The sequence below is a fragment of the Pseudonocardia sp. 73-21 genome (genome assembly GCF_001899645.1).
GTDB lineage: Bacteria > Actinomycetota > Actinomycetes > Mycobacteriales > Pseudonocardiaceae > Pseudonocardia.
The window spans coordinates 84645-100001 of record NZ_MKVV01000046.1 but is presented as its reverse complement, the minus strand read 5'-3'; the positions used below and the strand labels follow the sequence as shown (position 1 = coordinate 100001).

General features: G+C 71.5%; 17 protein-coding genes. 9 read left to right on the top strand and 8 right to left on the bottom strand.

Translation table 11 applies throughout. The annotated features are described in order from the left end of the window. The first annotated feature begins 67 nt into the window (after positions 1-67). The 8 genes from BGP03_RS14755 (at position 68) to BGP03_RS14720 (ending at position 7283) form a co-directional block, all read left to right on the top strand. Entirely contained in the window at positions 68-775 is a 708-nt protein-coding gene (locus tag BGP03_RS14755; RefSeq protein ID WP_296375991.1) for an alpha/beta fold hydrolase, read from the top strand. A gap of 12 nt (positions 776-787) precedes the next feature. After that, positions 788-2053 (top strand): FAD-dependent oxidoreductase, encoded by a 1266-nt coding sequence (locus BGP03_RS14750; protein WP_296375989.1) that lies wholly within the window; start codon positions 788-790, stop codon positions 2051-2053. Further along, complete coding sequence (locus BGP03_RS14745) at positions 2050-2787, top strand: DUF1365 domain-containing protein (RefSeq protein ID WP_296375986.1); 738 nt, start codon at positions 2050-2052, stop codon at positions 2785-2787. Before BGP03_RS14750 ends, BGP03_RS14745 begins: the two co-directional genes overlap by 4 nt. A gap of 11 nt (positions 2788-2798) precedes the next feature. Then, positions 2799-4070 (top strand): cyclopropane-fatty-acyl-phospholipid synthase family protein, encoded by a 1272-nt coding sequence (locus tag BGP03_RS14740; RefSeq protein WP_296376038.1) that lies wholly within the window; start codon positions 2799-2801, stop codon positions 4068-4070. Positions 4071-4143: 73 nt separating this feature from the next. Then, positions 4144-5523: a cyclopropane-fatty-acyl-phospholipid synthase family protein gene (locus tag BGP03_RS14735; protein WP_296375983.1), complete on the top strand. Its 1380-nt coding sequence runs from the start codon at positions 4144-4146 to the stop codon at positions 5521-5523. 4 nt (positions 5524-5527) lie between these two features. Then, complete coding sequence (locus BGP03_RS14730) at positions 5528-6370, top strand: DUF1295 domain-containing protein (protein WP_298801100.1); 843 nt, start codon at positions 5528-5530, stop codon at positions 6368-6370. After that, complete coding sequence (locus tag BGP03_RS14725) at positions 6367-6834, top strand: peroxiredoxin (RefSeq protein WP_296375979.1); 468 nt, start codon at positions 6367-6369, stop codon at positions 6832-6834. Before BGP03_RS14730 ends, BGP03_RS14725 begins: the two co-directional genes overlap by 4 nt. Further along, complete coding sequence (locus BGP03_RS14720) at positions 6831-7283, top strand: SRPBCC family protein (protein ID WP_298801099.1); 453 nt, start codon at positions 6831-6833, stop codon at positions 7281-7283. The genes BGP03_RS14725 and BGP03_RS14720 overlap by 4 nt, the downstream gene beginning before the upstream one ends. 1 nt (position 7284) lies before the next feature. On the opposite strand, the gene BGP03_RS14715 is transcribed toward BGP03_RS14720, so the two are convergent. Together BGP03_RS14715 and map are read right to left on the bottom strand one after the other, a co-directional pair. After that, a complete protein-coding gene (locus BGP03_RS14715) occupies positions 7285-7866 on the bottom strand; it encodes a pyridoxamine 5'-phosphate oxidase family protein (protein ID WP_296375976.1) in 582 nt (193 codons plus the stop codon). Positions 7867-7977: 111 nt separating this feature from the next. Next, on the bottom strand, positions 7978-8835 hold the full coding sequence (gene map, locus BGP03_RS14710; protein WP_298801098.1) for a type I methionyl aminopeptidase: 858 nt from the start codon (positions 8833-8835) through the stop codon (positions 7978-7980). A 73-nt stretch (positions 8836-8908) separates the two neighbouring features. Here map and BGP03_RS14705 point away from each other — a divergent pair, with 73 nt between their 5' ends. Beyond that, entirely contained in the window at positions 8909-9181 is a 273-nt protein-coding gene (locus tag BGP03_RS14705) for a hypothetical protein (protein WP_296375972.1), read from the top strand. Here the strand turns inward: BGP03_RS14705 and BGP03_RS14700 are convergent. The 6 genes from BGP03_RS14700 to BGP03_RS14675 all read right to left on the bottom strand — a co-directional run bounded on the left by BGP03_RS14700 (position 9178) and on the right by BGP03_RS14675 (position 15354). Then, complete coding sequence (locus tag BGP03_RS14700) at positions 9178-9555, bottom strand: DUF3054 domain-containing protein (protein ID WP_296375970.1); 378 nt, start codon at positions 9553-9555, stop codon at positions 9178-9180. The genes BGP03_RS14705 and BGP03_RS14700 overlap by 4 nt on opposite strands. A gap of 16 nt (positions 9556-9571) precedes the next feature. Further along, the gene (locus BGP03_RS14695) at positions 9572-11374 is read right to left on the bottom strand and encodes a penicillin-binding transpeptidase domain-containing protein (RefSeq protein ID WP_298801097.1); all 1803 of its coding nucleotides are present in this window, start codon (positions 11372-11374) and stop codon (positions 9572-9574) included. A 46-nt stretch (positions 11375-11420) separates the two neighbouring features. Next, positions 11421-12254: a GNAT family N-acetyltransferase gene (locus tag BGP03_RS14690; protein ID WP_296375966.1), complete on the bottom strand. Its 834-nt coding sequence runs from the start codon at positions 12252-12254 to the stop codon at positions 11421-11423. Positions 12255-12320: 66 nt separating this feature from the next. Beyond that, positions 12321-13463 carry a flavodoxin-dependent (E)-4-hydroxy-3-methylbut-2-enyl-diphosphate synthase gene (gene ispG, locus BGP03_RS14685; RefSeq protein ID WP_296375964.1) on the bottom strand — a complete coding sequence of 381 codons (1143 nt, stop codon included), beginning with the start codon at positions 13461-13463 and terminating at the stop codon, positions 12321-12323. A gap of 58 nt (positions 13464-13521) precedes the next feature. After that, the gene (locus BGP03_RS14680) at positions 13522-14022 is read right to left on the bottom strand and encodes a hypothetical protein (RefSeq protein WP_296375961.1); all 501 of its coding nucleotides are present in this window, start codon (positions 14020-14022) and stop codon (positions 13522-13524) included. 42 nt (positions 14023-14064) lie between these two features. Continuing rightward, on the bottom strand, positions 14065-15354 hold the full coding sequence (locus tag BGP03_RS14675) for a site-2 protease family protein (RefSeq protein ID WP_296375958.1): 1290 nt from the start codon (positions 15352-15354) through the stop codon (positions 14065-14067). Between the last annotated feature and the right edge of the window lie 3 nt (positions 15355-15357).

Below are 15357 nucleotides of genomic sequence, written 5' to 3'. Positions count from 1 at the left end.
TGCGGGCGCTCGGCAGAACAACCACCGACACTGGTGTTGCACCTTCTTCACCATCGAGAGGTCTGCTGTGCCCGACACCCCGCTCCTCCCCCGCCTGGAACCGGTGGGATCCCCCGCCGCAGCGCCGTCGTCGTCGATCGTGCTCGTCCTGCACGGCGGCCGGGCCCACAGCCGCGAGAGCGGCGAGCGCAAGCGGTTGACCTACCGGCGGATGCTGCCGTTCGCCCGCGCGCTCGCGAGGCACGACGAGCTCGCCGTGTTCATGCTCCGCTACCGCCACCGCGGCTGGAACGCCCCGGCGAACGACGCCCGGCGCGACGCCGAGTGGGCACTGGAGGAGCTCTCCCGGCAGCACCCGGGTGTGCCGGTGGTGCTGCTCGGACACTCCATGGGCGGACGGGCCGCGCTCGGCGCCGCGGGTGGCCACAACGTCACCGCCGTGTGCGCGCTGGCCCCCTGGCTCGACGGGTCCGATCCGGTGCGGCAGCTCGCCGGCCGCACGGTGCTGATCGCCCACGGCGACCGCGAGCGGTGGACGTCGCCGGAGGCGTCCTACGACTACGCGCTGCGGGCCAAGGCCGTGACCTCCCGGATCGCCCGCTTCGACGTGCGCGGGGCCGGACACTTCATGCTGAGCCGGGCAGCCGACTGGCAGTCGCTGGTGCTGCGCTTCGTGCTGGGTGTCACGGGGATCGAACCCGAGGACCCCGACATTGCGAATGCTTTCACGCAACCCACACCGAGCGGCCTCCGTGTCGAACTCGCCGCTCACTGAACTGGAGCCCAGATGACCCGTCCCACCGCTGCCGTCGTCGGATCCGGCGTCGCCGGGCTGACCGCCGCCTACCTGTTGCAGCGGCGCTACGACGTCACGCTCTTCGAGGCCGACGGACGCCTCGGCGGCCACGCCCACACCCACGAGCTGCCCACCTCCGACGGCGGCACCGCCAACGTCGACTCCGGGTTCATCGTCCACAACGAGCGCACCTACCCGAACCTGCTGCGGCTGTTCGGCGAGCTCGGGGTGGCCACGCAGGAGTCGGACATGTCGATGAGCGTGCGCTGCGAGGGCTGCGGCCTGGAGTACGCGGGGGCGCGCAAGCTCGGCGGGCTGTTCCCGCAGGCCTCCAACGTCACCCGGCCGGCCTACCTGAAGATGCTCGGCGAGGTCGTGCGCTTCCACCGCCACGCCCGCCGGGTGCTGGCCGACGAGCGGGCGGGCGACGTCACGCTGGGCGCGTTCCTCGCCATCGGCGGCTACTCCCGCTACTTCACCGAGCACTTCATGCTCCCGGTGGTGTCGGCGGTGTGGTCGGCGGGTGAGTCGGTGTCGATGACCTACCCGGCCCGCTACCTGTTCACGTTCCTCAACCACCACGGCCTGCTCTCGGTGGGCGACTCGCCCCAGTGGCGCACGGTCACCGGCGGCTCGCGCAGCTACGTCGAGAAGGTCGCGAAGGAGCTGGGGGCCGTCTCGGTCTCCACGCCCGTCCGCGCCGTCACGCGCACGGCCGAGGGCATCGAGATCCGTGACGACTCCGACGCCGTGCACCGCGCCGACAAGGTCGTCATCGCCACGCACCCCGAGCAGGCTCTGGGCATGCTGGCCGACCCCACCGCCGACGAGAGCGCGGTGCTCGGCGCGTTCGCGTACTCGCAGAACACCACGCAGCTCCACCACGACACCTCGGTGCTCCCGCGGCGGGTGAACGCACGGGCGTCGTGGAACTACCTCAAGTCCGCGTGCTCCACGAGCGACGGCGCGCCGGTGCTGGTCAGCTACGACATGAACCGGCTGCAGCGCCTCTCGGAGCCCGACGACTACGTGGTGACGCTCAACGGCACCGACCGCGTCGACCAGGACCGCGTCATCGCGACGATGCACTACGAGCACCCCATCTACACGCCGGAGTCGGTGGCGGCGCAGCGGCGTCTGCCCGCCCTCAACGACGGCACCGTCGCCTTCGCCGGCGCCTACCACGGCTGGGGCTTCCACGAGGACGGTTGCGCGGCGGGCGTCCGCGCGGCGGCGTCGCTGGGAGCGGGCTGGTGAGCGCGCCTCCGGCACCCGTGCTCTACGACGCCACCGTCACCCACGTCCGCAAGCAGACGATGACGCGGAAGTTCGACCACTCCATCTACCTCTGGCTCGTCGACATCGACGCCCTGCCGGAGCTGCCCCGCTGGCTTCGGCCGTTCGCCCGCTTCGAGGCGCGCGACCACCTCGGCGACCCGCAGCGCTCGATCCGCCAGAACCTCGACGCCTGGCTCGCCGGCCAGGGCGTCGACCTGCAGGGCGGCCAGGTGCTCATGCTGGCCAACGCCCGGTTGCTGGGCTACGTCTTCAACCCGATCAGCGTGTACTGGTGCCACCGCCCGGACGGCTCGCTGGAGTGCGTCGTCGCGGAGGTGCACAACACCTACGGCGAGCGGCACTGCTACCTGCTGCACACCGACGACGCGGGCCACGCGCGCACACCGAAGGACTTCTACGTCTCGCCGTTCCTCACCGTCGACGGCGAGTACCGGATGTCGCTGCGCGAGCCCGACGACCGGCTCGGCATCGCCGTCACGCTCCACCAGGACAGCAGGATGGCGATCACCGCCACCGTGGTCGGCACCCGGCGCGCGGCCACCCCGGCCGCGCTGGTGCGGATGCTGGCCCGCCGTCCCCTCATGACCTACCGCACGTCGGCACTGATCCGCCGCCACGGCATCACGCTGTGGCTGCGGCGGCTGCCCGTGATCCGTCGACCGAAGCATCATCCACAGGAGGGCGTTCAGTGAGTACCGAACCCATGGAGAAGGCGCCCGCTCCTGCGGTCGTCAAGCGATCGAACAACCACTTCGTCCCGCGCCCCAACGAGGGGGTCTGGCCGGGTCTGGCCACGCCGCCGCACTCCGCGGTGCGCGCGCGCATCGCCGAGTCGCTGTTCCGCGGTGCGGTCAAGAACCTCCCGGTGCGGGTGGTGTTCCCCGGCGGCGAGCGTCTCGGCGCCGGCGGCCCCGACTCCCCCGTCATGCGCATCGTGCGGCCCGCCGCGTTCTTCCACCGCCTCGGCTGCAACTCCAAGATCGGCTTCGGCGAGTCGTACATGGTCGGTGACTGGACCACCACGAACCTCGCCGGCCTGCTGACGCCCTTCGCGGCCAAGCTCTCGACGCTGATCCCACCGTTGTTCCAGCGCATCGGCCGCCGTTTCGCCGAGGCGCGTCAGCCGAAGGAGGAGGTGAACACGGTGGAGGGGTCGCGGGAGAACATCTCGCGCCACTACGACCTGTCCAACGAGCTGTTCGGCATCTTCCTCGACGACACGATGTCCTACTCGTCGGCGTGGTTCGCGGACGGCAGCGACGACCTGGTCGACGCCCAGAACCGCAAGATCGACGGCATCCTCGACATGGCCGGCGTCACCGAGGGCAAGCACGTGCTGGAGATCGGCACCGGCTGGGGCGGCCTGGCCCTGCGGGCCGCGCAGCGCGGCGCCCGCGTCACCACGCTGACGATCTCGGCCGAGCAGGCGAAGCTCGCCGAGGAGCGCATCGAGGCCGCGGGTATGAGCGACCGCGTGCAGGTGCTGCTGCGCGACTACCGCGAGGCCCAGGGCCAGTACGACGCCGTGGTGAGCGTCGAGATGATCGAGGCCGTGGGCGTGGCCTACTGGCCCACGTTCTTCGCCGCGCTCGACCGGCTCCTCAAGCCCGGCGGCAAGGTCGGCCTGCAGGCCATCACCATGCCCCACGACCGCATGGTGATCTCGCAGAACGACTACACCTGGATCTCGAAGTACATCTTCCCCGGCGGTGTGATCCCGTCGGTGGAGGCGATCGAGCAGAACCTGGCCGACCACACCGGCCTGCGCATCGCCGAGCGGCGGAGCCTCGGTCCGGACTACGCCCGCACGCTGGCCCACTGGCTGAAGCGGTTCAACGGCCGCTGGGAGGACGTCGCGGCCCTGGGCTTCGACGAGACCTTCCGCCGCATGTGGGAGTTCTACCTCGCCTACTGCGAGGCCGGGTTCCGCGTCGGCTACCTCGACGTCTACCAGCTCTCGCTCACCCGCCGCTGACCCACCCCGTGCGCGGATACCGGTGCCCCGGCACCGATATCCGCGCACGACCCCTGCCGAAGAAGGAGCCCCTGTGCCCAGCCCCGTCGCCCCCCAGCTCGCCGAGCTGGTCGAGCGCCTGATCGGCGCGCCGCTGCCCATCCGCATCCGCGCGTGGGACGGCTCCGAGTCCGGTCCGGCGGACTCGCCCGTCGCGATCATCCGGCACCGCCGCGCACTGCGGCGCCTGCTGTGGAACCCGGGCGAGCTCGGGCTGGCCCGCGCGTTCGTGGCCGGTGAGCTCGACGTCGAGGGCGATATCGCCGACGGCCTGTCGCGGTTCTGGAAGCTCGCGAAGGCGCAGAACCTCGGCGCGCTGAAGCTCACGGCCGCCGACGTGCTCGACGCGACGAAGGTGGCCGCGAAGCTGCGCATCCTGGGCCTGCGGCCGAAGGCCCCGGCGTCCGAGGCGCGCCTCGACGGCGGGCTGCACACCCGCCGCCGCGACAGGGCCGCGATCAGCCACCACTACGACCTCTCCAACGAGTTCTACGAGTTCCTGCTCGACCCGCAGATGGCCTACTCCTGCGGGTACTGGACGCAGGAGACGAGCGCGACCTACGGCCTGCAGCAGGCCCAGACCGACAAGCTCGACCTGATCTGCCGCAAGCTCGACCTCAAGCCCGGCATGCGCCTGCTCGACGTCGGCTGCGGGTGGGCGTCGCTGCTCATCCACGCCGCGAAGAACTACGGCGTCACGGCCGTCGGCGTCACGCTCTCGGCAGAGCAGCGCGCGTTCGGCATGGCCCGCGTCGAGGCGCTGGGCCTGAAGGACAAGATCGAGATCCGGCTGCAGGACTACCGGGAGATCCCGGACCAGCCCTTCGACGCGATCTCCAGCATCGAGATGGGCGAGCACGTCGGGCAGGACAACTACCCGGTCTACGCCGCCCAGCTGCACAAGCTGCTCCTGCCGAACGGCCGCCTGCTGCTGCAGCAGATGTCGCGCGGCGCGTCCGGTGGCAACACCGCCCCCGGCGGCGGCGCGTTCATGGAGAGCTACGTCGCGCCGGACATGTACATGCGCCCGCTCGGTGAGACGCTCAACTTCCTGGAGGCCTCGGGCCTGGAGGTCGTCGACGTCCACTCGCTGCGCGAGCACTACGTGTGGACGGTCCGGCCGTGGCTGGACACGTTGCAGGACAACAAGGCCGAGGCGATCCGGCTCATCGGCGAGGAGCAGTTCCGCGTGTGGCTGCTCTACCTCGCAGGCGCCGCACTCGCGTTCGAGGAGAACCGGATGGGCGTGCACCAGATGCTGATGGTGCGCCCCGACGCCGACGGCCGCTCCGGCCTGCCGCGCGGCCGCACGTCCACGTTGGGCCGCGACCCCGAACTCGATCACGAGCAGGCAACGAACGGCTCGTCGGCGAACGGACCGGCACGCGAGATGCTGGCCCGTCCGACACGATGAAGCCATGAGCCACTACCCCTGGGGTGCTGCCCTGACCAACCTGTGGGTGACGGCCGTCGTCGTCGTGCTCACGTTCGCCGTGGCCCTGTTCGTCGCGGTTCAGGTCCGCGGCGGTCGCCACGACGGCATCGACGTGGTGTGGGGTGCCGGCTTCGGCGTCGTCGCCATCGCGTCGCTGCTGCTCTCCCTCGGCGAGGGCGACCTGTGGCGCCAGGTCCTGATCACCGTGCTGACGTGCGTGTGGGGCTTCCGCCTGGCGTGGCACATCGAGCGCCGCAACCGGGGTACCGACGAGGACCCGCGCTACGTCGCGATCATGAAGCGCGCGCCGGGCAACCCGGTGGCGCACATGGTCCGCAAGGTCTACGTCCCCCAGGTCGTGATCATGTGGATCGTCTCGCTGCCGGTGCAGCTGGGCATGTACGGCTACTCGGACAGCGTGCTCATGGTCGTCCTCACGGTGCTGGGCGTGCTGTCGTGGGGCACCGGCTTCTTCTTCGAGACCGTCGGCGACGCGCAACTCGCCGCGTTCAAGGCCGACCCGGCCAGCAAGGGCCAGGTCATGGACAAGGGTCTGTGGCGCTACACGCGCCACCCCAACTACTTCGGTGACGCCGCCGTGTGGTGGGGTCTGGGCCTGCTGGCCCTGCACCACTGGGCCGGCCTCATCGGGCTCGTCGGCGTCGCCCTCATGACGTGGCTGCTGGCCAAGGGTACCGGCGCGAAGCTGCTGGAGTCCTCGATCGGCAAGCGCCGGCCCGGCTACGTCGAGTACGTGAAGCGGACGAGCGGGTTCATCCCGCTGCCGCCCAAGAAAATCACCAACTCCCCGGAAGGATCATCGTGAACGCAGGCGACCAGGTCAGCGACTTCGAGCTCAAGGACGAGACGGGCACGCCCCGCAAGCTCAGCACCCTGCTCGAGAACGGCCCCGTGGTCCTGTTCTTCTACCCGATCGCCTCCAGCGGCGGCTGCACCCAGGAGGCCTGCCACTTCCGCGACATGGCCGCCGAGTTCGCGGCCGTCGGCGCGCAGCCGGTGGGCATCAGCGGCGACAACGTCACCGCGCAGAGCCAGTTCGCGTCCACCCACTCGCTGGGCTACCCGCTGCTGTCCGACGAGGGCAAGAAGGTGGCCAAGGAGCTCGGCGCCAAGCGGTCCTGGCTGCCCGGCGGTCTGCAGACCAAGCGCATGACGTTCGTGATCGGGCAGGACCGCCGCATCATCGACACCGTCGCCAGCGAGACCAAGTTCGACATCCACGCCGACGAGGCGCTGGAGATCCTGAAGAAGCACAAGGCCTCTGCATGACGCCGCAGGCCACGATCGCCGACCGGAGGGTCAGCGCGTCGGTCGTCGTCGCCGCGCCACCCGCCGAGGTGTTCGCGCTGCTCGCCAACCCGCACCGCCACCACGAGTTCGACGGCTCCGGAACGGTCCAGGCGGCCGTGTCCGGTCCCGACAGGCTCGTGCTCGGCTCCACGTTCGGCATGCAGATGAAGATCAAGCTCGGCTACCGGGTCACCAACGAGGTGGTCGAGTTCGAGCAGGACCGGCTCATCGCGTGGTGCCACCCCGCCAAGGCGCGGTGGCGCTACGAGCTGGAACCCGTCGGCACCGGCACGCGCATCACGGAGACGTTCGACTACGCGCGCTCCCCCGTGCGCTGGGGCATCGCGCTGATGAAGATGCCGCAGCAGAACGCGAAGTCGATCCGCGACACCCTGCGCAAGCTGCAGGAGATCTTCGGGACGGCATGAGCTACGACCCTGCCGGGGCGCCCACGGGCAGCCCCGGCAGGCCGTCGAGGCTCGTCGCGTTACGGGTGGCGTGGTAGGTGGCGATCTTCTCCGGCCCGCGGGTCTCCGCCCAGGCGTCGAGGATCCCGCGCTCCTCCACCAGCTCCATCCTCGGCACGCTGTAGCCGCAGGCGTCCGAGACGCGCGTGACGTCGACGGTGATGACGGCGCGGGACTGCGGCCGCCGGCTCACCGCGGCCTCCCCGAACGGCGCGACGGCCTCGTCGAAGCCCGGGTCGGCGGCGAACGTCACCCGGCCCGTGCCGTGCAGCCGCACGATCTTCGGCCCCCCGTCGAACGCGCAGAACATCACGCAGATCCGCCCGTTCTCGCGCAGGTGGGCGATGGTCTCCACCCCGCTGCCGGTGAGGTCGAGGTAGGCGAACGTGTGCCCGTCGAGCACCCGGAACGTGCCGCCGGTGCCCTTCGGGGAGACGTTGACCAGCCCGTCGGCGGACAGCGGCGCCGTGGAGACGAAGAACAGCGGCTGCGCCTCGATCCAGGCCGCCATCGTCGCGTCGATGCACTCGTAGACGTGTGCCATGCTCCCGACGCTACGTCGGCCGAGCCACCCGCACCAGCGTCGTGGCGTCCGCACGGGCGTCATGACGCGGGGGTGGCGTAGGTGATGGTTGTGCCGTGGCCGCCCGGCCCCCTACGGAAGGGTGAGGATCTCCGCGCCGTCGGCCGTGACGAGGATGGTGTGCTCGAACTGGGCGGTGCGGGAGCGGTCCTTCGTGACCACGGTCCAGTCGTCGTCCCAGATGTCGTAGTCGATGCCGCCGAGGGTGATCATCGGCTCGATGGTGAACGTCATGCCCTCCTCGAGCACGGTGTGCACCTGCGGCTCGTCGTAGTGCAGCACCACCAGGCCGCTGTGGAAGCTGCGGCCGATGCCGTGGCCGGTGAAGTCGCGGACCACGCCGTAGCCGAAGCGCTTGGCGTAGGACTCGATCACCCGGCCCACCACGTTGAGCTCGCGCCCGGGCCGCACGGCCTTGATCGCGCGCAGCGTGGCCTCGCGGGTGCGCTCGACGAGCAGCCGGTCCTCCTCGGCGACGTCGCCGGCGAGGAAGGTGGCGTTGGTGTCGCCGTGGACGCCGCCGATGAACGCGGTGACGTCGATGTTGACGATGTCGCCGTCCTGGATGACGGTGGAGTCCGGGATGCCGTGGCAGATCACCTCGTTGAGGCTCGTGCAGCACGACTTGGGGAAGGCCTTGTAGCCGAGCGTGGACGGGTACGCGTCGTGGTCGACGAGGTACTCGTGGACCACGCGGTCGACCTCGTCGGTGGTGACGCCCGGCGCCACGGTCTCACCGCCGGCCTGCAGGGCGCGCGCCGCGATGACGCTGGCCACGCGCATGGCCTCGATGACCTCTGGCTCCTGCACCCACGGGTCGGTGCTGCGCGACGGGCTCTTCTTGCCGACGTACTCCGGGCGCGGGATGTGCGCGGGGACGGGACGCATCGGCGAGACGGTTCCGGGCGTCAGCAGGGTGCGGGCGGACATCTGACCAGTGTAGGTCGGACTCCGGCCCCCGGCCGCGGACAGGCATCGCTGTGACGGTCGCTACGCTTGGCCCATGGTCATTGCGCCGAATGCGCTATCACCGCGGGTCGCGCCGTACTCCGACGACCAGGCCACCCAGGTCATCCCGCGCGTCGTCACCGCCGTGCAGAAGGCCCCCGGGCTGCTCCTGCCGTTCCTGCTCGTGATGGTCCCGACGCTGGTGCTCGCGCTGGTGGCGGGCGCGGTGCTGGGCCAGCCGCTGGCCCCGGTGGCCGGCGCGGCGGTGGGCGTCATCGGTGCGGCCGTGGGTCTGTGGGTGGCGATCCGCAGGGCCAACCGCGCCTAACGGACGCGCTGGGCCACCCGGCGCGAGACGAGCATCGCCACGCCGCGCCAGCCGAGCAGCAGCACCGCCAGCGAGACGGTGGCGACGATCGCGAAGCTCAGCGGCAACCGGCCGAGGAACACCGCACGCAACGCGAGGCCGACCACCACCGTGCCCGCCAGGGCCACACCGCCGGCGCGCAGGCCCGCCGGGCGCACCCGCAGCCACGGGGTGGCCCAGGCCACCAGCAGCCCCGCCGCGAACGGTGCGGCCGTGGCCGCCAACCCGAGCAGCCCGTCGGACTCGGCGTGGCTCGCCCGCCCGATGGCGGCGAACACGACGACCGCGACGAGGTCGGCCACGAACGCGAGCGCAGGGATCCGGCTGGGAGACATGCGGTTCAGGGTAGGCCTACTTCAGCGCGGCCAGGAACCGGTCGGCCACGACGACCGCGGGCCCGGACGAGCCGCCGTCCACGATCAGCACGGCGAACGCCAGATCCCCCCGGTACCCGACGAACCAACCGTGCGCCCGTCCGTCGTTCGTGTACTCGGCCGTGCCGGTCTTGCCGTAGACCTCGCCCCGCCCGGCCACCGCCCGCGCCGTGCCCTCGGTGACGACCGCCCGCATCATGGGCCTCAGCTGGGCGAGCACGGCCGGGTCGGGCGCGGTGGCGGGCCTGACCACCTGCGTCGGGCGGCCCCGGATCAGCTCGGGCACCACCGGGGCACCCTTGGCCACCGTGGCGGCCATCAGCGCCATCCCGAGCGGGCTGGCGAGCACCTGGCCCTGGCCGAACCCGTTCTCGGCGCGCTGCACCAGGTCGGTGGACGAGGGCACCGAACCGGTGACGGTGGTGATGCCGGGCACGGTGTAGTCGGCGCCGAGCCCGAGCTGCAGCGCGGCGGTGGGCAGCGCGTCGGGGCCGAGCTGGGAGCCCAGCGTGGCGAACGTGGTGTTGCACGACTGCGCGAACGCGGTGCGCAACGGCACGGTGCCGAGGTCGAACTTGTTCTCGTTGGGCACGGGGCGGCCACCGATCACCGTCTGGCCGGGGCAGGCGACGGGCGAGTCGGCGGTGAGCTTCAGGCCGGTGAGGGCGGCCGACGCCGTGGCCATCTTGAACGTGGAGCCCGGCGGGTAGCGGCCGGTGAGCGCGAGCGCCCCCGTCGCGTCGGCGGCACCGTTCTGGGCCACCGCGAGCACGTCGCCGGTGGACGGCGCGATCGCGACGATCACGGTCTGCTGCTGCAGCGGCTCGACCGCGTCCTCCGCGGCGGTCTGCACGGCGCGGTCCATCCCGAGCGTGACGGTGCTGCCGGACACCGGCGCCTTCTCCGTGAGGGTGGCGACGGTGGCACCCGCGCTGTCGACGGTGCGCACCGACCAGCCGTCGACGCCGTTGATCTGGGTCTGCATCTCGGTGCGGACGCCCGGCAGCACCTGGCGGGCGAACCCCGCGTCGGGGGCCAGCAGCCGTTGCGACGTGGCGAACCGGACCCCGGGCAGGTCGTAGATGGCCTGCTTGACCTGCTGGTAGTCGGTGTCGCGCAGCACCGCGACGCTGTAGGCCTGCCCGTCGGGGGTGCGCGCGGCGCCGTCGGTGATGGAGGCGACGGTGATCAGCGGCTCGATCGGCCCCAGCGCCTTGGCGAGGCTGCCGGCCACGGCGGGGAGGTTGCCGGCGGCCTTGCGGTCGAGCAGCACGTTGACGACCAGGGTGGCGGCGAGCAGCGGCACCCCGTTGCGGTCGACGACGGGCGCGGGTGGGGGCGACTCCGTCTGCAGCGCCAGCGACTGCCGCGTGGCGAGCTGCGGATGCACGACGGTGGGCGCCCAGTGCACCAGCCATCCCTGCTCGGCGTCGGGGGCCTTGAGCAGGTCGAGCTCGCCCTGGTAGCTCCAGGTGCGGTTCTGCCCGAGATCCCACGTGACCGTCATCGAGGCCGCCGCCCGGTCGGTGGCCTCCCGGACCTGCGTGACCTCCGCCTTCAGCGACACGGGCTTCACCGAATCGCGGACGGAGCCGAGCACCTGCGCGGCCGCCCGGGAGTCGTCGGTGGCCGCCGCCGCGGCGGTGATGTCGCCCGCCGACCACGCGGTGACGAAATCGGCCGCCGCGGCCTCGGGCCCGCTGGAGCCGAACAGCCCGCACCCGGCGAGCCCCGCGACGAGCACGAGCGAGGCGAGCAGGGCGAGCAGACGGCGGATCACCGCTGCAGTATGCCGAGGAGGTCCGACAGGATCCGGGACCACTTCCTCAGAAGAGGACCGTGGCGAAGCTGCCCACCTGCGTGAACCCGATGCGCTTGTAGCTCGACCGGGCGACGTGGTTGAACCCGTTGACGTACAGGCTGGAGATGCGTCCCATGGCCGAGAGCCGGTCGGCGACGGCGGCCGTGCCTGCGGTGCCGATGCCGCGCCCGCGCCAGGCCGGGTTGACCCACACGCCCTGGATCTGCCCCACCCGCGACGACAGCGCGCCGATCTCGGCCTTGAACACCACCTCGTCGCCCTCGAAGTGGGCGAACGCCCGCCCGGCCGCCACCAGCTCGGCCACGCGCGAGCGGTAGCCCGCACCACCGTCGCCCGCGCGGGGGTCGACCCCGACCTCCTCGGTGAACATCGCGATGGCCGCGGGCAGGTAGCGATCGAGCTCGTGGGGCCGCACGGCGCGGACGAACGGGCTGGGCGTCACGGCGGGCGGCCCGGTGAGCACCATCAGGGGCTGGTCGGCGCGGACCTCCCGGGCGGGCGTCCAGTGCCCGGCGAGGTCCTCCCAGAGCGGCAGCACGAGCTCCGCGCGCCCGACCACCGACGAGCAGCTGCGCCCGTGGCGCCGGGCCCGTTCGGCGAAGGCCCGCACGGCCTGCCGGTCACCGCGCAGGGGCACGAGGTTGGCGCCGGAGAAGCAGAGCCCCTCCAGCCGCGACCCGACGGCCCACAGCTCGCCACCGAGCCGCCAGGGGTCCAGCCCCGCGACCTCGACCCGGGCGGCCACCATGCAGGCGGCCACGGGGTCGTCGTCCAGCAGGGCACGCACGCCGGAGCGGTCACGGTCGTCGAGGAGACGCGCACCGGCGACACGAAGCACCCGCCTACGGTGCCATACCCCGGCCGCCGCGGAAACGACGGGATGTGCGTCGGTGTCCATTCGAGATCAGCCCACCGAGACCTGGGGTTCCCCCTCGGCCTCCATCGTTTCGGCGATCTTCATCGCCTCCTCGATCAGGGTCTCGACGATGGCGTGCTCGGGGACGGTCTTGATGACCTCGCCCTTGACGAAGATCTGGCCCTTGCCGTTGCCCGAGGCGACGCCGAGGTCGGCCTCGCGGGCCTCCCCCGGGCCGTTGACGACGCAGCCCATGACGGCCACGCGCAGCGGTACCTCCATGCCCGTGAGGCCGGCGGTGACCTGCTCGGCGAGCGTGTAGACATCCACCTGCGCGCGCCCGCACGACGGGCAGGACACGATCTCGAGCTTGCGCTGCTTGAGGTTGAGCGACTGCAGGATCTGGATGCCGACCTTGACCTCCTCGACGGGAGGGGCCGACAGCGAGACGCGGATGGTGTCCCCGATGCCCTGGCGCAGCAGCGCCCCGAACGCGACGGCGGACTTGATGGTGCCCTGGAACGCCGGTCCGGCCTCGGTGACGCCGAGGTGCAGCGGGTAGTCGCACTGCTCGGCGAGCAGCTCGTACGCGCGGATCATGACGACGGGGTCGTTGTGCTTGACCGAGATCTTGATGTCGTGGAAGTCGTGCTCGGCGAACAGGCCCGCCTCCCACATGGCCGACTCGGCCAGCGCCTCGGGCGTGGCCTTGCCGTACTTCTCCAGCAGGCGCTTGTCGAGGCTGCCCGCGTTGACGCCGATCCGGATCGGGGTGCCGTGGTCCTTGGCGGCCCTCGCGATCTCCTTGACCTGGTCGTCGAACTTGCGGATGTTGCCCGGGTTGACGCGCACGGCGGCACACCCGGCCTCGATCGCGGCGAACACGTACTTCGGCTGGAAGTGGATGTCGGCGATCACCGGGATCTGCGACTTCCTCGCGATGGCCGGGAGCGCGTCGGCGTCGTCCTGGCTCGGGCACGCCACGCGGACGATGTCGCAGCCCGCCGCGGTGAGCTCGGCGATCTGCTGGAGGGTGGCGTTGACGTCGGAGGTCAGCGTGGTGGTCATGGACTGGACGGAGATCGGGCTCTCGGACCCCACGCCCACGGCGCCGACCTGCAGCTGCCGGGTCTTCCGGCGCGGAGCCAAGGTCGGGGCGGGAGGAACCGGCATACCCAGGGAGACGCTCACTCCGTCTACTATCCTCCCGCGCGCACGGGAGCGCCTCACCCCGTGGCGGGAAGCACCCTCAGGTGCGGCCCTCGTCCTCCTGCGCGCTCTGCAGCGTGGACGAGTGGGGCAGCCAGGTGGCCAGCTCGACGGGCCAGCCGTCCTCCTCCAGCACCGCGACGACCGCCGGGTCGTCGTCGAGCACCGAGATGATGTCGCGGGTGGCGGCCAGCGTGCGCAGCGCCTCGCGCTTCATCCAGCGCGCCGGGCGGTGGTCGGCGTCGGAGCGCATGAGCAGGGGCCGCGTCGGGAGGCCGTGGTGGCGCAGCCAGCGCTCGGTCAGCCGCCGGTTCCGCTCGGGGCGTCCGGTGAGGTAGATCACGTCGTGGTCGACCAGCGCGGCCCGGAGGCGCTCCGCCCCCTCCTCCAGGAGCGGGTCGCGGTCGGCCGCGGAGAAGAACCGCTCCCACCGCTGCGGGTACACCTCGAGGTGGTGCAGGCGGTGGCGGACGTCGGCGAGAACGCCGTCGATGTCGAACACGGCGAGCGGCCGCACCACGCCCAGGGGATCAGCGGACACGATGCCGCCGCAGGCGCATCGCGACGAGGGGTGGGCTCGGGGTCACGAGATGGTGACCGGGTTGATGATGTCGGCGATGAACAGCAGCCCGCTGAACGCGATGAAGACGACGGCCACCACGTAGGCCACCGGCATCAGTCGGGCCACGTCGACGGGGCCGGGATCGGGCTTGCCGCGCGCCGCGGCGATCCGCCGCCGGATGGCCTCCCAGATCGCCGGGAAGATCTGCCCGCCGTCCAGGGGCGGGATGGGCAGCAGGTTGAACAGGAACAGCGAGATGTTCAGCCCGGCCAGCAGCTGCAAGAAGATCGACCACTCGACGAGCGGCGGCGCGTCCGCGGCGAGGACCTCGCCGCCGATCCGCGACGCGCCGACGATGCCGATCGGCCCGTTGATGTCGCGCTGCTCGCCCAGGAACACCGAACCGAACAGGGCCGGCACCCGCTGGGGCAGCTGCACGAGCGCCTGCCCCGTGCGGCCGATGATGTCGCCGATCTGGCCGAAGACCGCCCCGATGCTCTGCTGCTCGTAGACCGTGACCGGGCTCAGCCCGAGGAAGCTCGCCCGGACCGTGGCGTTCGGGTCGGTGAGCGACGGCAGGTCGGTGGTGATCAGCGTAGGCGTCAGCGTGCGCTGCTGGCCGTTGCGCTCGACCGTGACGTCGACGGTGCCGGTGGCCGCGCGGATGGCGACCTGCAGCTTGCTCCAGTCCGACGGGGCGTAGCTGACGCCCTGGAACGCGACGATCCGGTCGCCGGGCAGGAAGCCCGCGGCCGCGGCCGGGGTGGGCGGGGCGCCGGGCGGGCAGTCCTGGGTCTTCGCGTCGGCGGAGACGACGCACGCGCTGACGGCGCTGACCGTGGTGTTGGCCCCGGTCGGCGTGCCGATGCCCATCAGCAGCACCGCGAACAGCACCACGGCGAGGACCAGGTTCATGAACGGGCCCGCGAACATCACGATGACGCGCTTCCACGGCGCCCGCAGGTAGAACTGCCGATCGGCGTCCTCGGGGCGCACCTCGTCGGCCGACTGCCGGCGCACGTCGTCGATGAGGCCCTGGAACGGGCCGGTGCGGCGGCTGCTGCCCAGCAGCTCGCCCTTCGCGGGCGGGATCATGCCGATCATGCGGATGTAGCCGCCGAGCGGGATGGCCTTGAGCCCGAACTCCGTCTCGCCGCGCTTGCGCGACCAGACCGTCCTGCCGAAGCCGACGAAGAACTCCGGCACCTTGATACCGAACCACTTCGCGGTGGTGAAGTGGCCGAGCTCGTGCCAGAACACCGAGAAGAGGATGCCCAGGAAGAACAGGACGATCCCGAGAACGGTCATCATCGG